Origin of the sequence: Mesorhizobium sp. AA23 (genome assembly GCF_001672435.1) — a bacterium.
In the GTDB taxonomy this organism is placed as follows: Bacteria; Pseudomonadota; Alphaproteobacteria; order Rhizobiales; family Rhizobiaceae; genus Mesorhizobium.
Genome location: NZ_LYTP01000021.1, coordinates 1 through 20050 on the forward strand (window position 1 = coordinate 1; position 20050 = coordinate 20050).

At 60.6% G+C, this 20050-nt stretch carries 20 protein-coding genes; 7 read left to right on the plus strand and 13 right to left on the minus strand.

Features of this window, described 5'->3' with window-relative positions:
- Window positions 1-249: 249 nt before the first annotated feature.
- On the plus strand, window positions 250-786 hold the full coding sequence (locus A9K66_RS16575; protein ID WP_067325454.1) for a hypothetical protein: 537 nt from the start codon (window positions 250-252) through the stop codon (window positions 784-786).
- Between the two features lie 43 nt (window positions 787-829).
- On the opposite strand, the gene A9K66_RS16580 is transcribed toward A9K66_RS16575, so the two are convergent.
- From A9K66_RS16580 to A9K66_RS16625, 10 genes are all read right to left on the minus strand, one after another.
- Window positions 830-1375, minus strand: a complete 546-nt coding sequence (locus A9K66_RS16580; RefSeq protein WP_067325456.1) for a hypothetical protein — start codon at window positions 1373-1375, stop codon at window positions 830-832.
- Entirely contained in the window at window positions 1372-1935 is a 564-nt protein-coding gene (locus A9K66_RS16585; protein ID WP_067325459.1) for a L,D-transpeptidase, read from the minus strand. The genes A9K66_RS16580 and A9K66_RS16585 overlap by 4 nt, the downstream gene beginning before the upstream one ends.
- Window positions 1936-1990: 55 nt before the next feature.
- Window positions 1991-3154, minus strand: a complete 1164-nt coding sequence (locus A9K66_RS16590) for an AAA family ATPase (RefSeq protein WP_067325462.1) — start codon at window positions 3152-3154, stop codon at window positions 1991-1993.
- Entirely contained in the window at window positions 3151-3747 is a 597-nt protein-coding gene (locus A9K66_RS16595; protein ID WP_245307567.1) for a TadE/TadG family type IV pilus assembly protein, read from the minus strand. The genes A9K66_RS16590 and A9K66_RS16595 overlap by 4 nt, the downstream gene beginning before the upstream one ends.
- A 41-nt stretch (window positions 3748-3788) precedes the next feature.
- Entirely contained in the window at window positions 3789-4316 is a 528-nt protein-coding gene (locus A9K66_RS16600) for a TadE/TadG family type IV pilus assembly protein (RefSeq protein WP_156751092.1), read from the minus strand.
- A gap of 5 nt (window positions 4317-4321) precedes the next feature.
- Window positions 4322-5824, minus strand: a complete 1503-nt coding sequence (locus tag A9K66_RS16605; RefSeq protein WP_067325472.1) for a pilus assembly protein TadG-related protein — start codon at window positions 5822-5824, stop codon at window positions 4322-4324.
- A 68-nt stretch (window positions 5825-5892) separates the two neighbouring features.
- Entirely contained in the window at window positions 5893-6180 is a 288-nt protein-coding gene (locus A9K66_RS16610; RefSeq protein WP_067325475.1) for a hypothetical protein, read from the minus strand.
- Window positions 6167-7558, minus strand: coding sequence for a type II and III secretion system protein family protein (locus tag A9K66_RS16615; protein WP_245307569.1), 1392 nt, complete (start codon window positions 7556-7558; stop codon window positions 6167-6169). Before A9K66_RS16615 ends, A9K66_RS16610 begins: the two co-directional genes overlap by 14 nt.
- Window positions 7559-7667: 109 nt before the next feature.
- Window positions 7668-8699 carry a Flp pilus assembly protein CpaB gene (cpaB, locus tag A9K66_RS16620; protein WP_067325480.1) on the minus strand — a complete coding sequence of 344 codons (1032 nt, stop codon included), beginning with the start codon at window positions 8697-8699 and terminating at the stop codon, window positions 7668-7670.
- Between the two features lie 81 nt (window positions 8700-8780).
- Entirely contained in the window at window positions 8781-8960 is a 180-nt protein-coding gene (locus tag A9K66_RS16625) for a Flp family type IVb pilin (RefSeq protein WP_067325482.1), read from the minus strand.
- Window positions 8961-9479: 519 nt separating this feature from the next.
- On the opposite strand from A9K66_RS16625, the gene A9K66_RS16630 reads away from it, so the two are divergent.
- The 6 genes from A9K66_RS16630 (at window position 9480) to A9K66_RS16655 (ending at window position 15130) form a co-directional block, all read left to right on the plus strand.
- Window positions 9480-10562: a phosphatase PAP2 family protein gene (locus A9K66_RS16630; RefSeq protein ID WP_141247137.1), complete on the plus strand. Its 1083-nt coding sequence runs from the start codon at window positions 9480-9482 to the stop codon at window positions 10560-10562.
- A 119-nt stretch (window positions 10563-10681) separates the two neighbouring features.
- Window positions 10682-12067, plus strand: coding sequence for a CpaF family protein (locus A9K66_RS16635; RefSeq protein ID WP_067325489.1), 1386 nt, complete (start codon window positions 10682-10684; stop codon window positions 12065-12067).
- Window positions 12067-13038 carry a type II secretion system F family protein gene (locus A9K66_RS16640; RefSeq protein ID WP_067325493.1) on the plus strand — a complete coding sequence of 324 codons (972 nt, stop codon included), beginning with the start codon at window positions 12067-12069 and terminating at the stop codon, window positions 13036-13038. The genes A9K66_RS16635 and A9K66_RS16640 overlap by 1 nt, the downstream gene beginning before the upstream one ends.
- Window positions 13039-13054: 16 nt before the next feature.
- Entirely contained in the window at window positions 13055-14005 is a 951-nt protein-coding gene (locus tag A9K66_RS16645; RefSeq protein WP_067325496.1) for a type II secretion system F family protein, read from the plus strand.
- 52 nt (window positions 14006-14057) lie between these two features.
- Complete coding sequence (locus A9K66_RS16650; RefSeq protein WP_067325499.1) at window positions 14058-14603, plus strand: tetratricopeptide repeat protein; 546 nt, start codon at window positions 14058-14060, stop codon at window positions 14601-14603.
- Entirely contained in the window at window positions 14600-15130 is a 531-nt protein-coding gene (locus A9K66_RS16655; RefSeq protein ID WP_067325502.1) for a prepilin peptidase, read from the plus strand. Before A9K66_RS16650 ends, A9K66_RS16655 begins: the two co-directional genes overlap by 4 nt.
- Before the next feature lie 263 nt (window positions 15131-15393).
- Here A9K66_RS16655 and A9K66_RS16660 read toward each other — a convergent pair whose 3' ends face one another.
- The 3 genes from A9K66_RS16660 to A9K66_RS31500 all read right to left on the minus strand — a co-directional run.
- Window positions 15394-16614, minus strand: a complete 1221-nt coding sequence (locus A9K66_RS16660) for a penicillin-binding protein activator (RefSeq protein WP_067325510.1) — start codon at window positions 16612-16614, stop codon at window positions 15394-15396.
- 212 nt (window positions 16615-16826) lie between these two features.
- Window positions 16827-17195, minus strand: coding sequence for a hypothetical protein (locus A9K66_RS16665; RefSeq protein ID WP_067325506.1), 369 nt, complete (start codon window positions 17193-17195; stop codon window positions 16827-16829).
- A gap of 72 nt (window positions 17196-17267) precedes the next feature.
- Window positions 17268-20050: DUF5801 repeats-in-toxin domain-containing protein (locus tag A9K66_RS31500; protein ID WP_082953932.1), on the minus strand; the 2783-nt coding region annotated here is incomplete at its 5' end.

A 20050-nucleotide genomic window follows, 5' to 3' on the forward strand; every position in this document is an offset into this window, starting at 1 on the left:
GGGGAGGGGAGGTCCGGCGGCAACCAGTGCCCCGATGCGGCGACCAGCAGCGCGCCGGCGACCAGCCCGAGGCTGCCGAGCGTCGTGGCAAGCCGGCCGGTCGATTTCGCCTCGCCCAAAGCGCGCCTCGTCGTTTCACCGGATCATACATTAGGCGCCGATGACATCGCTTGAAAAGCAAGGCTTTGCGTTAAGTCTCGCGCAACCAATGCGGCCTACAATCGAGCATCGGATGTCGAGGGGGATGACATGACGCGCAAGCCGACACTGCTCTTTGCCTTCCCGGCTCTCATGCTGTTCCTGCTGGCGGCGGAACGGACGGCGACGTTTCTGCTCGGAAGCTATTCGGCCAGCCCGACCATGTGGCGCATCTGGCTCGAGCTGCGCCCCTTCTCGACGATGTTCTGGCAGCAGGTGGACTTCTATCTCGGCGGCTCGATGGCCGTCGATGCCGCCGTCATCGTCGTTGCGTCAGGCGTCTGCTGGATGGCTTGCCATGCCAAGAGATCCGCCGGCTTTTTCCTCGCCAACCATGCCGCGCTGATGTTCGCCGGTCTGATGATAGCGGCCGGCAGCCGTTCGGAAACGGCGAGCACGATCGCCAACTTCACGGCGCCGCGCGGCTTTCAATTCTCGCTGGCGATCGACTTCAGCTTGAAAAACTGCATGGTGCTGTGCCTTGGCCTTGCGGCCTGCGCCTATTGCCATGTCGCCTTCCTGCGCGAGGCGAGGCTGCGCGCCGAAGCCCGCGCCGTCCGCATCCTGGCGCTGCAGCGTGATCTGTAGACCGTGCTGATCGGAATGTCTTCCGCTATCGCCCGATGCCGGGTCAGTTGATCTTCTTGTAGTAGACTTTACCGTCGGCCTGCTGGATGCGCTGATAGGATGGATTGGGTCCGGGCGGCGCGGCCTTGCCCTTGAATGCCGGCGCGCCGACGGAGGGGTTTTCACCTGCCGAGGCCTCGGCCACGGTCGTGTTGGCGAAACTGGGCTCTGGCGTCCGCGGCGTTTCGGCATCGGCGGCGACGGGCTGGCCCTGCTCCAGCCGGGCAATATTGCCGTTGATCTGGCCGAAGCTCGCCTGCAGTTGCCGGTCCAGCGTCTCGAACCGGCTCTGGAAGCCGTTGTTGACGGTATCGATGCGCGCGCCGATCCGCTGCTCGAACTGGCCGAGCTGGTCCAGCCGCGCCTCCAATGCCCGAAGGTCGTTGACGCCGCGATAAAGATAGAAGGCGGCGGTGACGTTGATGGCGGTGACGAGGACCGCGCCGGCCGCGACCACGCCGATGGTTCTCGCCCGGCTCGGCCTGCCCGGCGCCTTTTCCTGTTCGCTGAGTTCGATTGCCGGAATGTCCGGCTCGCTGATCATCGTCATTCAACCACCACCTTTGCGCCCACCGCGACGCGCTTGAAGAGATCTATCACATCCGTGTTCGTCAGCCGAAAACATCCGGACGTGCCGTCGAAGCCGACACCTTTGGGATCGTTGGTGCCATGGATGCGATAGAGCGTGTCGCGCCCCTCTCGCGACAGATAGAGCGCCCTGGCGCCGAGCGGATTGTAGGGACCGGCGGGCACCATCGCCGGCAGATCCGGCTGGCGGACGCGCATTTCTTTGGGCGGGCGCCATTCCGGCCATTCGGTCTTGGCGGCGACCTTGACGGTTCCGGTCCAGCCGAAGCCGTCGCGGCCGACGCTGATCTGGTAGCGCAGCGCCTGGCTCTTGTTCGTGACCAGATAGAGCGCCTTCTCGCTTTTGCGGATGATGATCGTTCCCGGTTGCTCGCCGGTCTGGAAGGCGACCGTCTTGCGCAGGCTGGGACCCATGGCGGGAAGCGGCGGCAGTCCCGACCCGGCTTGAGCGAAATCGCAAGGCACCGCCAGGGCGATGCCGATCAGGCAGGCGCCGGCAAGGCGAGTCGCTATCCGCCGCATTTGCTTTGTCGCAAATCCTGATGGAAAACCGCTGCGCGGATCTCCTGGAATTGCTCTAGCGCTGGGCATTGTCTAGCCGCTCCTTGAACATGCGCTTCAGGTCCTTGTTGAAGCGGGCCCGCCCGTCGACCTCGGAGGGCAGGATGGCGCGGTTCAGCGCATCGGCCAGCAACGCGTTGTCGAGCACCAGCGACTTGATGTGCGGCGCCTTGAAGATCTTCTCCAGTTCGCTGCGCGAGAAGTGGTTGCCGAACCATCTGCGCTTGTGCTTGTTGGCGACCAAGGTGATCGAGACGCCGTTGCCGCGCAATTCGCGGATCTTCTTGTAGAGCCGCTTGCCCTGCCTGAGCGAGGCGACGTTGAGCTCGAAGACGATGAAGATCTCATCGCTGGTGCGCAGCACCGACTCGTGCCACGGCGTCTCGATGTTGGGCAGGTCGATGACGATGTCGTCGAAGCGGTAGGCGACGAGGTCGAGCAGCCGGAAGACGAAATCGGCGCCGCGCGGCTCGAACGGCAATTGCGGCCGCTCGAAGGAATAGAGCGTGAGGCCGGACGGCCGCGACAGCTTGATGACATCCATCAGCTCGACATCGAGCCGCTCCGGCTGGCCGATGATGCCGGCAAGATCGAACTGGTTGAACTGGTTGAGATAGGCGCCGCAATTGGCGCTCTGGAAGTCGAGGTCGACGAGGCAGGTCGAGGCCGCCCGCTCGGCCGATTTCGAGGCGAGATGCTCCGCCGCCGAGATCGCCAGCGTGGTCGCGCCGGCGCCGCCGCTGGCGGCAATGAAGGTGACGATGCGGCTTTTGGTGCCCTGGTTGCCGGTGTCGTGGAAGGTGACGGCGTTGAGCAGCTCCTTGGGGTCGAGCGGCTTGTGCAGCCAGTCCGAGGCATTCATGCGCACCAGCACCCGGGTCTGCTCCGACGTCAGCTCGCCCGAGACCGCGATCAGCGGCACCGACGCCCAGGCCGAGCGCGCCTCGACGAGCGCATTGTTGCCGAGCAGCTCGCCATCGCCGAGATCGAGGATGATGATGCCGGGACGTGCATCGACCGGCGGCCCCTTGAGGAACTCGACCGCCTCCGAAACTCTGACGTCGTAGATCGCCAGCGCGTCGAGCCGGGTGGTCACGTCGTGCCTGAAATTCGCATCCGACGAAAACAGCGCCACTTGCTTGCGTTTCGTGGGCAGGACTCTGGTGTCGATGGCGTTCATGGCCAGGTACTCTTTAAATCTTCACCCGTTACGGTACTCAGCATGGAAGGCACGTTGATGTTGGCGAACCCCATCAGTCCCTGGAGGAAGAAGAACTGGAAGGTTCGGTTTTGCAGGCTGACCGTGATGGTCGGCACGGGACCACCGAGGCGAGTCTGGTAACCGAGCCCGGTTGCCATGTAGGTGACGACAACGTTGCTGCGCAGCAGGCCTGGGAAGAAGTGGCACATCCCGGGTCTCTGGCCCGCCGTAAGGGCCGGGCATGCATCGTCGCTGGTATTGGCCGTATCGCCGCGGAATACCCGACTGAATGCGGCGGCATTGAACCCGCCATTATTTGTGCAAGATCCCGTGGCACCGGTGTAACTGCAAACGAACGGACCGTAAGCGCCGGCGACGACCGGCGCGCCGGGATTGGCCGTCGGTGCGGCGGTGGCAAGATTGGTCGCGACGGCATCCGATATTGAGGCCAGCCGCGCTCCGACCTGGACCGCCTTGGTCGCCGCATTCCACTGATAGAAGGCGTAGCCGAAATCGACGAATCCGAGCGTCAACGCAAAGAGCAGGGTCGCGACGATGGTCATCTCGACCATGGCCGCACCGTCCTCGGATTTTGCGAAACGCCTGATCATGGTCAGAACCGCATCAACCGTTCTTGATGTGAGCCGCTCAGCGTGATCGGGCCAATGCCGACGAGTGACAGCATGCCGACGCCGGTATAGGCATAAGTCCCGTCTGCCTGGACGATGCAGACTTGCGCCGTCGTGGATCTATACTGCGTGACGCCGGCAACCACCGCATCGTGGCAGCCGGTCCCGATCGTTACGGTGACGTTGGCTTTCTGCCAACCTGAGATTCGCGCGACGTCCGTCTGAGTTATGGCCGGCTTGCCGTAGACAGCGATGTTGGTGGCTATGTCGGCGCAGTCTATCGCCGCTAGCCCGGCATCCGTGTAAATCTGGCTGTTGCATCGCGCAGCGAAACGGGCCCCGTCGGAAAGTCCGGCCTCCATCAGAAGCTTGTCGTGGATGAGATTGCCGAACTCGAACACGCCAGCTGAAAGCGTAAGCATCAACGGTGCGACAAGGGTCATCTCGATCAACACTGCGCCGCGTTGGTCGCGCCGAAATTTTGCAAGATGACGAAGGATGATGCCAAGCATTTTCGTCACCGATAAAGCTGGGCTTCGTCGCGGAGGAAACTGTCGAGCGTCCCCGCACCGCCGCGACCCGTTATGTCGACGAGTTCGACAAAAACGGAGCCACCTGCACTGGCACCCGGAACGGGCTCAGTCAGGAAAAAGCTTGCGAACGCTTCGACGGGAAGATTGGTGCTGTTGCCGTTCAGATCGTTCCCGGCGGCTTCCAGCGCGTTGCAGTTGAGAATCGCGCCGTAAAGCAGACGACGATCGACGGTTGTCACCGGGGGCTGGCAGGAACTCGGCGGTGTTCCTACTTCTCCACCCGCGGAGGCGGTTCCGACCAGATTGTTCGCAATCTCGTATTTGTAGACCTGATACCGGGTCGGCGCAGTCGTGTTCCAGGAGGATGGATAGCTGGTTCCACCGAAGTTGGTGCTCCAATAGCTGGACAAGTTCCAGTTCCCGTCGCCCATCCGGCCGCCCATATAAGGTGTAGCGGCATCGCGCGGCAGGCCCATGTTGCCGGTAGCGTTGAACGTCAGCTGATTGTAACTGGGGCACTGATTGCTGTTGCCGTTGCCGTTCCCATTTCCGGCGGTCGACGCTCCCTTCCGCACATTCGAGGCGGGGCCGTACTCCGCGCTGTTGAAGGCATTGCCACTGGGATTGATACCGAAGCGTACGTTGAACGCATCCTGAATCGGGCCGGTGTTCTGGCCGGTTTTGGTGCTCACGCCTTGGGACGAATAACAGCCGATCGGCCTCGACGTTGCGATTGTCTGCGCAAGCGCCTGCGCTCCATTGCCGACACCGTCCGGCGGCGCCAGGAAGCCGAAATTGCCCGGGCCGTATGCAGCATTGTTTCCGACTGTACGGAGTTCGATCAGGCGCCGGCGGATAGAGGTATCGGCCACGGCCTCCTCGAGTGTAACGCCGCCAGCGGAATTGGTGCCGTTGACCATTTCATAGGGATTGCAGATGAAGACGGGTGTGTAGTTGCAGACACCGGAGGTAAACCCTGCGACAGACACCGCGCCGACATTGAAGCTGTTGTTCGCGGTGTTTCCGGTCAAGAACGACGCCGGGAATATGGCCGCGAAACCAACAGGCGTCACGGTCACGCGGACGAACCGGGCGTTCGGCGCATCCGTCACTTCGTCGGTGATGATATTGGCTGCTGCGATATCAGTACTGTCGGATGCCGGAAGTGACCGTAGGTAGGTCCTCGTCACGCCTGCGGCGAGTAATGTTTGCGGAACGTTGGCTGTCGAGAAGGTATATTGGTTGCTCACCAGGGTCGCTAGCGCCCGGTCGGCGCGGACGATCGAATCGGTGCGGCCATCCAGTTCCGCAGCCGCGGCGAGGGCCATTGCGTCTCCCGCCTTCTGCAGGTCGTTGTGCATGTTGTTGACCCGGCTCATGTCGATCGCCAGGAGCGAGAAGCCGATGATCGCCGGCAACATGATGGTAACGAGCAGCAGCGCTATGCCTCGCTGATCGCGCCAGAACCTGCGCATGGTCCCCAACATGACCCTACCCTTACCCCTGGTTGTCAGGCTCCTCGCATGCCTGATACAACCGCATCCTTTCGTTCATTTCACTGCGTACCGGCCGGACCGACGTTGACCGTCATATTTGTTGTAGGCGCCGGCGCCGGCGGAAGCTTATATTTCTGCACGACGCCGACGGACCGTGCGCCGTCGCCTTCGATCTTGGTGTTGTTGGAAGCCGGATTGTACGGATCGACCGTCTGCAGCAGCTGGTTGGCTTTCTGCGAGTCGCCCGACGCCAAGGTCATCGTGTCGTAGTTGTTCAGATAGTCCGCGGCGCAGCCTCCAAGCAGGCTGGAACCGAGCAGGACAAGCAGGAGCTTATTTCTTGACATAGACCAGCTTATCCTTCGATTTTACATCCAGCATGTGGCCGTAAGGGCCGGTGACGCCGTCGCCCAACTCGTATTTCCGGATCATGTCCTTGCTGACCTCGAGCTGGCCGAGCAGGAACAATTCCGGATCGTTGGACGGCTTCGTCTTGTCGAAAGGCGTTGCCAACTGGTCGCCGGGCTTTACCGGTCGCACAAGATGCGGCGTGACGACAACGACCAGCTCCGTCTCTTCCTTCTGCGTGCTCGAATTCTTGAACAACGCACCGATGATAGGCACCTGGCCCAGCCACGGCACCTGATCCTGAAGCCTGGTGTTCTTGCTGGACAGCAGGCCGCCGACCGCGAAGCTCTGGCCGTCGCGCAGGTTGACCACGGTTGCCAGCTTGCGGTTGGTGAAGATCGGGTCGCCGGCGGGCGTGAAGCCGGTCAGGTCGCTCACTTCCGGCGCCAGCTTGATATGGATCTTGCCGTCATCCAGCACCACCGGCGTGAAGTTGAGATTGACGCCGAACTGCTTGAATACGATCTCGATCTCGCCCTGGCTGTTGACGCTGCGGATCGGCACTTCGCCGCCTGCGTTGAAGCTGGCGGTTTCGCCGGAAACCGTCGTGAGATTCGGTTCCGCTAACAGACGCACGACGCCTTTCGACTCCAGTGCTTCAATGATAAGATCGACCTTGACGTTGCTGTCGATAACGCGGGTAATCAGTGCTCCAAACGGACTCGCCGTGGACAGCAGGCCGCTGACAAGGTCGCCGGGCCCAAGCACGACTCCGTCCTTATCTACTGCGGCAACGCCGGTGCCGGTCCGCGTCGTCCCGCTCCCATTTGTGCTCCTGATCGAGACCCCGAGGTCGCGGCCGGCATTACGCTTGGCTTCAAGGATGCGCACCGAAAGATTGACCTGCTCGCTGTCATCGATAGTGACTGCGTTGATGATCGAGTCAGGTCCATACTGCTGTGTGACTTCGACGATTTGCGCCAAGGTCGCGGCGTCCTTGACATGGCCGCTCAGCCGAACTTTGCCGTTGATCGAACCGATCTCGATGCGGGCTTTCGGCGCCACCTGGCGGATAGCTGCCGCCATATCGCTGACATCTTGGCCGACCTCGATCTGGATGGCACCCAGGGAGCGCTTGTCCTCGGAAAACAGATTTACCGTCGTGGTGCCGAGGCTCTTGCCGATGATGTAGAGCGTCTTGTCGGTCATCGGCTGCGCATCGGCGATCTTTTCGTCGCCAACGACGATGTCGCCCAGTGTAGCGTTGACCTGGATCGTGGCGGATTGGGAAACGGGCACGAACACGCGGTGCAGCGACGGGCTCGACACATCGATGAAGCGGTCCGCGGCGTGAACTGCGGGGCTCAACGGCAACATAAGACAGGACCAGGCCAAAGCCGCGACGGCCAGTGATCCTCGAAGAATTCGCATCTAGATCGTCCCCCTTGCGGACCCACCCGGACCCCCCATCCGAATGCGTCTTTCGCTATCTCTGTCGCGGCACGTCGTATGTTTCGAGCTTCACGCCGCGAAATACGCCGATTGTAGCGCGGGCTGGCGGCGCCGGCTGCACATATTTGACCACTTCCTTTATAACTTCTTGCGGTTGTGGTGCGGGTGCCACAGTAGGCTTCACCTTGCTCAACTGGTCGATCTGGCTCCCAACCCGCTCCACGGCTTGGGCTAATCCATTTATCTTGTCGTCGGCGCGCTTGCGTTCTTCGGCGGCCGCAGCGTCGGCTGCCTTCTGCCTGTCCAGTTCCGCCTGTCTCTTAGCGACATCTTCCGGCGTGTCGCCGGTCAGGTCGGCGAGCGTCACGCGCTCCGTCGACTCGCCCTTGTTGCCCGCCGCCTGCCGCAGCGCCAGCGACAATTGTCCGGCGCCGGCAGCAAGCGTCAGCTTCTGCGCGTCCTTGGTGTTGACCTCGACCGTGACCGCCTTGACGACCGTCGGGCTGTCCTTGCTTTCGTCGGCCACCTGATCGACGGCAAGCACCTTGACGCTCTGCAGCAGCACGTCAACGAAGCTCTTGTCGGGACCGTCGCTGCTGCGCACGGTGCGGGTCAAAAGCACGTCGACTCGGTCGCCCGGGAAGACAAATCCTGCGACACCGAGCACGTCGTTCACGCGGATGGAGACGGCTTTCATCCCCTCCGACAGCACGGCCGAAAGCGTCGCGCGCTGGCCCGGGCCTGTGATCTTGGTGGAAAGCACCGGCTCATTGACGCCGATGGCTTGCAACGCCTGCTTGGTTCCTTCACCAGCCAGGAGATCCTTGCTTGTCTTGAAGGCGCCGACCGGAACCGCTCCCGCGGGCCATGGGATCTCCCGCAATTTGTCGTCGCTCAGCGAGTCGCCGAATTTGAGTGGCACCGCGGCCACCACGATCGTATCACGCGGCAGATCGGGCTTGGCCATCGCACTCCGCTGATTGGCAAGCCACATATTGGCAAGCACGACCGCCAGCACGCCGAAGACGCTGGCGAGAATGATCATGATTACGGTATTTGCACGCATCGCCAGCCCCCGCTGAATTGTGTTAGGCACCATCGGCGCCAAGTATGACCCCGGCGCCGATGGATAGTCGAAGACTGCCGATCAATGGGCGGAGATCGCCGTCCACAATGCGGTCCACTTGGTGCCCACCCAGCCGCCGACCAGGACCACGGTCGCAATCACGGCCACCGTGATGATGCCGAGGAGAATTGTATATTCGACCATAGCAGCGCCGTTCTCATCGTCGCGGAACTGCCGGGTCAACGTCATGAGCTTTTTCATGCGAATGTCTCCCACACTTGGAGGTTGAACCCGACGAGACAGAGCCAAGGAATGTACCCCATACCCAAGCATCCCCCGTCACGTTCAATCCTTGTCCCGCAAAAAAGCCGAGTCAAACGGATTAACGGTCCCTTAACCCTTCAATACTCGATTTGAGACTTTCTCAATTTTGACAACAGCTTGATTCGCTTCGATTTTCAAGCGATCTTAACCATTCATTCACAATTCGGCCACACCCCTGTCCATGGGGAAACACATTAGAGGTATGACATATGGATTTATATTAAGTGGGTTAGGGGCGTGACCGCCGATGTGGTGACAAAGGTCCTAGGACTTTGGTCGGTGAGCTTGGAGTAGGGCAAAATAAAACGATTTCTTAAATCCCTATTTCTTAACTATGTCGCAAGTAAAACTCCACTGTGTCCTCCAGGCCGCTTGCCCATCATGTGGTTAACAGTTAGTTTCGTTCTGGGAGCAATTAGCTAAGGCTAAGGCAAGGTGTGGGGTCGGGTGGAGCTCATGCAGATTAAGGGCTCGGGGCAGGCCGGTGGCATGATGGACCTATCGGCAGCGGTGGGATTGCCGAAATTCCGAAAAGGCGACTCTGCCCAAAGATGGGCCTCAGTCCGTCCCAACATAAGGCTGACGGTATTAAATTTTGCCTTGCTCGCCGGCCTCATGTCAGCAAGTCTGATTTGGTTGCCGTTCTCGACCGTTGCCATTCAATCAGCACTGCGCCTTGATTTGGCTGTCGCGATGGCCCCTTTGCTCTTTCTGTGGGTTGTTTTTGGCGCGCTGCGCTATCAATTCGGTCGTGTCGCCCTCAGGCATGGCGGCGTACTGAGCGACTTCGCAGCTCGCATCCAGGCATGGATTATGACTCTGGTTGCTACCGCTCTGCTTTCCTTTCCGTTGCTTCTCTATTCTTATCTCGCCACCGCGACGAGCCGCCCGTTGATGGACGATTATCTCGCCTCAATGGACTCGGTGCTGGGTTTCAATTGGGTCGGCTATACAGCGTGGCTCAACAGCCATCCGCTGATAGCCTCGACCATTTCCGCGGCATATGCCAGTTTGAAGATCCAGTTGCTGGTTCTCCCGGCTGTGCTGGCGCTCACGCGCCGAACGGACCGGCTGCAGGAATTCACTGCATATTTTGGCCTCTCCGGCACGCTGACGTGCCTTGTGATGACGTTTGTACCCGCAGCGGGGGCGTTCGACTTTTTCCACCCATCATCTGAAATACTGACGTCCTTCAGTCCAGGCGCTTCGACGCGGCACCTTGATCAACTCCACGCGCTCCGCGAACTCAAGCCGTTCGACATAGTGCATCCGGAAGGGCTCGTGACCTTCCCGTCGTTCCACTCCACCCTGGCCGTGATGTTCGCCTATTCCATGCGCGGCATCCGATACGTTGCCTTTCCCGCTCTCGTTCTAAATGTGCTGATGATTCTGGCGACGCCTCCGGAGGGGAGTCACTATTTGGTCGATATTCTGGCCGGAGTCGTTATTGCCGCGATTTCCATCCGAATGGTTGGCTGGATCGCTCGACCTTCAACGGCGCCGAAACCATCACGGCGACAGCGGATTGGAGCCCGATAGTGCCGCGCTGGTCATTCCTCATGCTACGTCTGAAGTTGCTGTGGAGCATGTGCAACACGCTCTTGCGAGTTGCTGTCCGTATATCAGTTCCTGGGTTAGTGTCTTGAGGGTTGTGTGAAATGCTGGGTCGATTCATCAAAACGGCGGCCGAGCAACCGCCTTCACAGCCCGCTCAGCGCTTACCAGTGCCTGCCGCCACGCCGGTTCCTGCCGTTCCGGACATGACGCCGAACGGCGATGAATTCCTGGCGTTGAAGGTAGATCTGCATCGTCACCTCATTGACCGCTTTAATCTGACCGCCCTGGAAACCGCGACGAAGGGCGAAATCCTCGATGAGATTCGGCCGATCGTTCGTGAGTTCGTGCGCGGCCGAAACGTACCGCTCAACGCGCGCGAACTGGACCAGCTCACTAGCGACACCGCGGACGAGATGCTGGGGCTTGGCCCGATTGAACCCCTGTTGAAGGATGATTCGATCGCCGACATCCTGATCAACACGCACAAGCATGTGTTCGTCGAACGCCGCGGTGTACTGGAAGAGACCGCGATCCGATTTCGCGACGAGGCGCATCTTCTGCGGATCGTCAACAAGATCGTATCGAACATCGGCAGGCGAGTAGATGAATCAGCCCCGATGGTCGACGCCCGCCTGGATGACGGTTCGCGCGTCAACATCGCGGTGCGGCCGATCTCGGTCGATGGTCCGCTGGTGTCGATCCGCAAATTCTCGAAGAACCCTTATTCGCTCGAACGCCTGATGGCCTTCAACTCGATCCGCCAGCCGATGATTGAGTTGCTGCGGATTGCCGTGCAGGCACGCAAGTCGATCCTCGTTTCTGGCGGTACCGGCAGCGGCAAGACCACGCTGCTGAATGCTTTGTCGAGCTATATCCCAGCCAAGGAACGCTTAGTCACCATCGAGGACGCGGCGGAACTGCAACTGCAGCAACCGCATGTCGGCCGGTTGGAGACGCGCCCGCCCAATATAGAGGGCAAAGGCGAGGTCCGCCAGCGTGAGCTGCTTAAGAACGCTCTGCGCATGCGGCCTGACCGCATCATCGTCGGCGAAGTTCGCGGCGAGGAAGCCTTTGACATGTTGCAGGCCATGAACACAGGCCATGAAGGTTCGATGACGACCATCCACGCCAACACACCCCGAGACGCCATCTCGCGTCTCGAGCAGATGGTCGGCATGGCAGGCATGCCGATGACCAATGACTCGATCCGGGCGCAGATCGCTTCGGCCATCGACATCATCGTGCAGACGCAGCGCCTATCGGACGGCGGGCGGCGGGTTGTCTCGATTTCGGAGCTGACCGGCATGGAAGGCAATGTCGTGCAGCTCCAGGAAATCTATCATTTCGTTCGTCGCGATGTCGCTTCCGACGGCACCATTGTCGGCGAGTTCCGCGCGACAGGCGTTCGGCCGCGTTTTGCGACTGAAGTCGCGACCTTGGGATATCATTTCGCCAAGGACGCCTTCAATCCGCAGGTACCGCTCTGATGTTGTCCGGCCAAACGCTGCTTTATTTAGTCTACGTCCTAGCTGCCGCCTCTGTCATCCTAGCGGTGGAGGTGACGTATGTTTCCATCGCAGGCTCGCGTGCGAGGGCGGGCATCATAAACCGCCGCCTTCAAGCGATGAGCGCGGCTGCTCCAGTGGAACAAACCTTGCAAGGGCTTCTCCAAGAGCGGGGCCTGACGACATCGGGCGACTTTGCTTTTGGAGCCGTGGCACTTAATCGGCTCTACACACAGTCTGGCATAACCGGCAACCCGATCAGTTTCGCAGTTGTCTTCGTGCTGGCGGGCCTTGTGCTTGCATTGATCTCAGTGCTTCTCCTACGATCCCCGATTATCGTCGCGAGCCTAACATTTCTATTTGTTGCATTCGCTCTGCCTTTGCTCGTGATGAGACGAGCCAGGAATAAGCGAATCACCAAATTCGCCGGCCAACTTCCTGACGCCCTCGACATGATCGTGCGTTCGCTCCGCGCGGGTCATCCGACGACGGTGGCGATCGGGCTGGTAGCACGTGAAATGCCCGATCCCCTTGGGACCGAGTTCGGCATTGTCTCGGATGAGATCTCGTTTGGTCTGAGTCTTGAGCAGGCGGTGCGTAAACTGTCGGAGCGTGTCGGTTTCGAAGGATTGCACCTTTTGTCGGTCTCGCTTTCGATTCAGGCGAAAACCGGGGGCAATCTCACAGAAATATTGTCCAATCTGGCCTCGGTTCTACGCGAGCGGCGCAAGCTTCGCCTGAAGATCAGGGCCCTGTCGGCCGAGGGCCGGATGTCGGCGTGGATCATCTCACTCTTTCCGGTGCTGATGTTCCTCATCCTGTTGGCAATTGCCCCAAGCTATTATGGCGACGTTTGGGACAATCCACTCATTATGCCGGTATTCGTGATCTTCGGATCCTGGGCTCTCCTGGGTGATTACATCATGTACCGCATGGTAAATTTCGATTTCTAGGACTGGGACACCGGCTTTGTTGAATGATCTCGGAAATTCGTCGGTGTTGCTGTCGGTCGCTGTATTCCTCGCAGCGGGCGCGCTCTTCTTGTTGGTCGCTCTGATAATTGCGCCTGTCCTTCAGACGAGAAGGCGCATCGCCAACAGCCTTTTGTCGGAGGGGATAGCAAGTCGCCGCTCGCTGACAGCACAGCAGGAAATCAATAAAATCTCGGCCCAGCGACCGGTCGATGCCTATTTCAAAGCCCTTGAGAAGGAGCGCGGTGAACCCAACGCGCTGGAAGCAAAGCTCTTCCGTGCCGGTTTTCACCAACCGAGCGCTCCCATCATCTACGCCACTTCTCGCCTAGGTGCGGTATGTGTCGGCTTTCTCGCCAGCTACGCATTGTTTTTTAACTTGCTGCCGCCACAACTGCCCAGTGTGCTTGCCTTTGCCGGGGCGGCTCTAATCGGATTGGGATGCATCGTCGTCCCCAGCATCATGCTTGATCGCTTTGAAAATTCGCAAAAGCAGGTCTACCGGCGCGGATTTCCCGATTTCATGGATATGATGATCACTTGCGCCGATGCCGGCATGAGCCTTGAGGCTGCGGTCGAACGCGTCGGCAGCGAACTGGCCGGCACCCACAAATGGCTTGGCATTCAGCTCTCGATCATGAATCTTCAATTGCGGGCCGGCAAACCGTTGCGGGAGGCGCTACGTGAACTTGCGGACCGCGTCGGACTAGACGAAGCGAAGGCTCTCGCCGTGCTGTTTCGTCAGTCAGAAGAACTCGGCACCAGCCTTACGGAGGCGTTGCGTGTCTATAGCGACGAAATGCGCACCCAAAGAATCCTGCGTGCCGAAGAGCAGGCCAACGCCTTGCCGGTCAAGATGATGATTCCTCTTGGTCTCTGCATCTTCCCGGTGGTGATGATGGTCGTGATGCTGCCGGTCATTCTCCGCATGAAAGGCATTTTCTTCTAAGCCATCATATGATTAGGTTCTCAGACAGAGTCGGGGACTCGTGGGACACACAATGACAAAGCGCCTCGCAGTCGCGACCAGCCTGCTGCTTATTTTCCTTGCAGGTTGCCAGACAAAAGACATCGCCGACGGCGTGGTTCGCACCAACGAGCCCGCCAAAGGCGATTACACCGCCTTCGGCGATGCCTTCGACGGGCTGAAGACGATCAGCGACGTCGACTACTATGCTTCGGACCAGGCGGTTACCGAAGCCAAGACCCAGTTCCGCTCCGAAAACTATGGCAACGCCGGGGCCCTATTCTACAAGGCCACACGTTTGGCGCCTAATGATGGCATCGCCTGGCTGGGTCTTGCGGCTTCCTGCGACCGCATTCGTCGTTTCGATCTTTCCGATACGGCCTACAGCCGGGCTTACCGTCTGCTCGGCGCGACGCCGGAATACTATAACAATCTCGGCTATTCCTACCTGCTGCGCGGTAAGCTGCAGCAGGCGCGCACCAATTTCCTCAAGGCCTATGAGCTTGCGCCAAACGATCCGACCGTGGCCAACAATCTGAAGCTGCTGTCGTCCAGCGTGCGGAACATAGAGCGGTCATGAGCCCTCTGCTCGCCGTATCGCTCCTGTTCAAGGCGCTTACTATCCCTCTTCTGGCAATGGTTGGTTGGACCGACTTTAAAACCCAGAAGATATCGAATCGCGACGTCCTCCTGCTCCTTTTCCTGGGCCTTGGTTCCTTGCAACTGGTCTCCGTTGAGGCTGGGTCGTGGTGGGACATGGGATTGAGTGCACTCGCGGCATTACTACTGTTCGTCGTGCTCTTCCCCTTCTGGGTTCTGCGCAAGCTGGGCGCCGGCGACGTGAAGTTGATGGCGGTTATGCCGTTCGTGATCGGGGGCAGCGGCCTCGCTGCGTTCTCGATCTTGCTTCTGCTGTTTGCCCTCGCAACAGCGGCAGTCATGAAGTTCCCTTTCATGCTGCCTGAAGGTGCGTTCCGTCTGTATGTCCAGCATCTCGACCGCAAAGGGGTGGTCCCATTCGGCGTACCGATAGCCGCGGCGGCAATCTGCGCAACAGCATTCCAGATATTCGCGACCGTTACGGTGGCTGCCAACTCAGGAATGTAGCAGCGGCTTAATTGAGTGCCGACTAACTCCCGACACAACGTGCTCCAAAGCAACGGTCTTCATCGGTAGCTAAGTGAGCCGCCACCTCCATTGCCGCACCGGCTTCTTCGGAATGAGAGATGGAGGCTCCCCTGAGACTGCTGGCTTTGCGCCTCAAACATCAGGCGTTCGATGAGCGCGACGGCGCCAGCTCCAAGCGCCCCGACAACAGCCAAAATCAGAAGCTTTCTGAGAAAATCCAACGGCACCACCCGAGTGAAATTTCAAAACCCCGCGGTCTGCTTCTCGACCAGCTTCAGTCTTCCCTTTTCCACCTTAAAAAACGGCATCGATCTTTGGCTCGAGCCGTCGGCGCGGAAGCGGAACAGGCCGGTCGAGCCGCGGAAGCCGCTGGCGTTTTCCAGCACCTGCTTGGAGAAACCGTTCGGGCCGACCGAGCTTGCTATGCCGGCCGACAGCGCCACCATGTCATAGGCGTAGGCGACGTTGACGTCGGGCTGGTAGTTGTAGGTCGCCTTGAAACGGTCAGCGATCGGTCCGGTCTCGCTCTGGTCGAGCGTCGCGATATAGGCACCCTCATAAAGCGGATCGATCGGGCGCTCGAGCCAGCGTTCGGTGCCGATCAGGCTTACGGCCTTGCCCGGAATACCCTTCGCCTTCAGCGCCGCCAGCACGGCGACAGGGCTGCCGTCGCCGCTGGCGACGACGACGGCGTCGGGCGCCTCGACCAGCGAACCCATGTCCGACACCACCTTGGCGGAGTCCGACGCCGAATAGGGAAGCGTCACGGCAAGCGTCGCGCCATAGATGCTGAGCGCGTTGGCGACCCGAGCCTCGACGGCACTGGCGTTCGCGCCCGCCGGCACCAAGAGCACGAATTTCTTGGCGCCCTTGCTGGCGACCGCTGCCGCGCCCGCCGCCGCGCTGTCGGCTTCGCTCAGCCGCACCGAATAGACGCCGGGGCCGCCGGCGAAATTGTCGGCCAGCGCCAGCACCGGCGGCCGCTGCGTGCCGGAGAGCTTGGCAAGGTGCTGCGCCGCCGCAAGCTCGGCCGGCCCGATGACGATTTTCACGCCGCCCGAAGTGATCGCCTTCACCGCCAGGTCCTTGGCATAGCTGCTGTCGCCGCGCGTGTCCTCGATGGTCAGCGTCACCAGCTTGTCGCCGAGATCGGCCATTGCCAGCCGCGCGGCATCATACATCTTCCTGCCGTTCTCACCCGCGCTGCCGGGGGCGGAGAGCGGCAAAAGCATGGCGATCTTGGTCGGGCCCGTGCCGAGCGTCAGATTGCCCTTGGGGGCGGTCGCTGCGGAACTGGCGGTCAGCTGCGCGGGCGCGGCGGTGGTGGCTCCGGCCTGGCTGCTAGGCGCGGCGATCGCCGCGGGATCGAGCACCTCCGATGCGCCGTTCTTCGACTGGCAGCCGGAGATCGCCGCGACAAAGGCAAAGGCGAGCGCCGCAGCAATTCCAGGGAAACTGCGCATCAGTTTCCCGTCCGCAATTGCGCAAAAACGAGTAGTCGCAGCAGTTTGGCGTTTGCCTGAAACGATGAACTGCTCGAAGGCTCGCGGAAAGTCGCGTCGGAAATGCCCCGCCACGCCGGCAGGCACGGCAACCGGCGCCGGGCGCGCGGAAGCGTCGGCCTCCGCCCAGGCTCTCTTGGCCATCATCGCAGCTGGTCGGCGCGCCCGTCAGCTCAGTGCATGTACTCGACCATGCGGTCGTGGAAGCACTCGCACTTGTTGAGATAGTCCTCGTCCTTGTAGTTGGTCTTGAGGTAGCCATAGGCCTTGCCGCAGGCGACCTTGGCTTCCGATGCCCAGACGAAGGCGGGGCGCGACGAGTTGATCCATTCCGGGCTGTTGGCGACCGCGACGGAGTCGTCCATCAGCTTGACCACCCTGTCCTTGAGCTCGACTATGTTGTCGGTCAGCACCAGGTCCGAGGTGCCGACGGTGCGGCAATAATTCACTGCCGGCTCGCCAATGATATCTGCGGCAAAGCCCGTCGATCCGGCGAGCAGCACCGCCACGGCCGAAGCCAGCAGTCTTACGGAATGTTTCATGTAAGCCCCTCTCCAAATTGCGAATTCATGCGTTGCTTATGCTTAGCATGCGATTGCAGTCGTGCATAAGTGCTAAATGGTGACAGTGTGCTGTGCATGTGTGTTGTCGTCGTAGAGGATCGTGATGGTGCCGGCGGCAGGTGTATTCGTCAGCTGCGCCACGTCCACGAAGTTGGCCGGGTTGCCCGAACCGCTGGTGTCGACACTCAGCGTGCCGGTCCCGCTGTCATAGTGCACGTAGTTGCTGATGTTGCCGGCGGGCGCCGCGTCGAACAGCGATGTCAAGTCGATCTTGTCGCCCTCTGCGCCGTTGTAATCGGTGATGAGATCTTTGATGTTTAGTTCGAGGTGGTCGAGCTTGAAAGTGTCGGCTCCCGCGCCGCCGGTGAGCGTGTCCTGGCCGAGTCCACCAATCAGGGTGTCGTTGCCGCCGCCGCCATTGAGTGTGTCGTTGCCGGCGCCGCCTGCGAGATAGTTGTCGCTGGAATTGCCGAACAGATAGTCATTGCCGGAGCCGCCGATTAGCCCTTCGATGCCGGTGAGCGTATCGCCGGCAGCATCGCCGCCGCCGATTGTGCCCGCAGTCGGGTTGCTGAACGTCCCCGGTGCACCCGATGCATGGCCATCATCGGCCAGATGGATCGAGATCGCCGCGACACTGCCGGTATAGTCGACGAGGTCGGTCCCGGTTCCGCCAGAGATCGTGTCGGCATGTGTGCTGCCGGCGAGCACGTCGTTGCCCGCCGTTCCGGTGAGCGTGTAGTTGCCCGATCCATCCGCCGCCACAACGTGAACGGCGATAGGCTGTGTGCCGGTCGTATCGCCATCCTTGTCGGTGGCCGACACTGTGAACGCCAGGTTCTGATCCTGGGGCAAGACGTTATGCGTGAGGGAAACGTTCGAGAACTGAGCGCCTTGCCCGGGGACGTTGACCGCGCTGACCTGCAACTGGTTGAAGCTGATCGACGGATCGATCACGTATGTGCCCGTTGCGGTGATGGAGATGTCGCCGGACACGGACGTGTTGGTAAGCGTGTTCGTCGCAACCCAGTGATAGGTTCCCCCCGAACCGTTCAGCGAGTTGACAACCAAACTCACGGAGTCATTCATCTCAGCATTGGTGCTGGGCGGATTGTCGACACCAATTCCGGTGCCAGCCGTGTGGAACTCCATCGTGAAGGATTCGTTTGCGCCAACGAAGGTGTTCGCGACGCCAAATCCGTTGTTGTTGGAATTGATGCCGTCGGGGCTTGAAAATTCGATATGGCCGTCAGTGGTTTCGCGCCAGTTCGGTCCGCCGGCGGGAAGGTTCTGCAGCGAATACGTAACTGTCGTCCCTGCATCGGGCTTGAGCAGGTCGAACTGATAAGTTCCATCCGGCCTTACTACTAGGTCGAACACCTCTGTCGCGCCCGCCATCGCATGGAGAACGGTCGTCCCATCTGCTGCGATCGTCGTGTTATAGGCGATGCCGGTGATTGCAGGACCGGTGATGTTGAAGTGATCAATGCCGTCCGCGCCCGGCACCAGCGAGAAGAAGCCGGCGACCGATCCAACCTCGTTCGGGATGGTGCCCGACGTGAAGGAACCCAGCGACGGGCCGTCATCATGGAAAGTGGTCTTGGAACCGAGATCGATCGACTGGGAGGCGTGGTCACCATCGTTGTCGTTCACCGTTGCCGTCAGCGTCACCAGGCCGGAGGTCAGGCTGATGCCTTCGGAAGTGTCCGTCGGATTGTCCGCAGTATTCTGGTGTACGGCACGGAACTCCGTCAGCGTCGTCTGGCCGGTTGCTGCGTTCACCGCCAGTGTGAACACCAGATAGGCCGGATCGCCGCTGTGGCCGGTCACATAGCCCGAAACTGTGCCGCCGCTCTGCGTCAGGACCACTGCTTGGCCAGTTGGCGAGTCGATCAGGTTCGAAGTCACGCCCTGCGAGGAGACGCTCACGCCGTAGCTGGTGGTGGCGCCGTCGGCGCCCTGCACCACGGTGAACATCGCCGCAAAGGCGGCCGTGGCCGAAGTCAGCGCAGCGTTCGGCGTCGAGCCGTTCGCCAGGTAACTTTCATCGACCTCGAGCGTTGGGGCGGTGGCGCCGCTCAGCGCGATCGACGGACCGTCGTCATGGAAGGTGGCCTTGGAGCCGAGGTCGAGCGACTGCGAAGCTTTGTCGCCGTCTCCGTCCGTCACCGTCGCCGTCAGCGTCACCAGGCCCGAGGTCAGGGTGATCCCTTCGGAGCTGTCGGTCGGGTGGTCGATCGTGTTCTGGTGCACCGCGCGGTCCTGCGTGAGCGTCACCTGGCCTGTCGAGGTATTAACTGAAAGGGTGAACACCAAGTAGGCCGGATCGCCGCTGTGGCCGGTCACGTAACCCGAAACGGTGCTGCCAGTCTGCGTCAGCACCACTGCCTGGCCGGTCGCCGAGTCGATTAGGTTCGAGGTCACGCCCTGGGAGGAGATGCTCACGCCGTAGCTGGTGGTGGCGCCGTCGGCGCCTTGCACCACGGTGAAGGCACCAACAAAGCTCTGCGTGTCGGAGGTCGAGCCGGAAGGCCCAGCGCCCGAGCCGGCAATGCCGTTGGTCGCCGCCGTCAGGTAGCTCTCGTCCACATTCAGCGTCGGTGCCGGCGTGCCGCTCAGCACGATCGAAGGCACGTCGTCCTTGATGGAGATGGTGATGGTTGAGGTGTTGGTGTTTCCGAAGGCGTCCTGCACCGTATAGGTGAAGGCGTCGGTGCCGCTCTGGATGTTGGTGCCGTTATTGCCGGCCGGAGCGTTCGTCTCGGGCGTCGTCAGCGTGTAGGTGTAGTGACCCGAGCTGTCGATCGTCAGATAGCCATACGTGCCCTGGATGT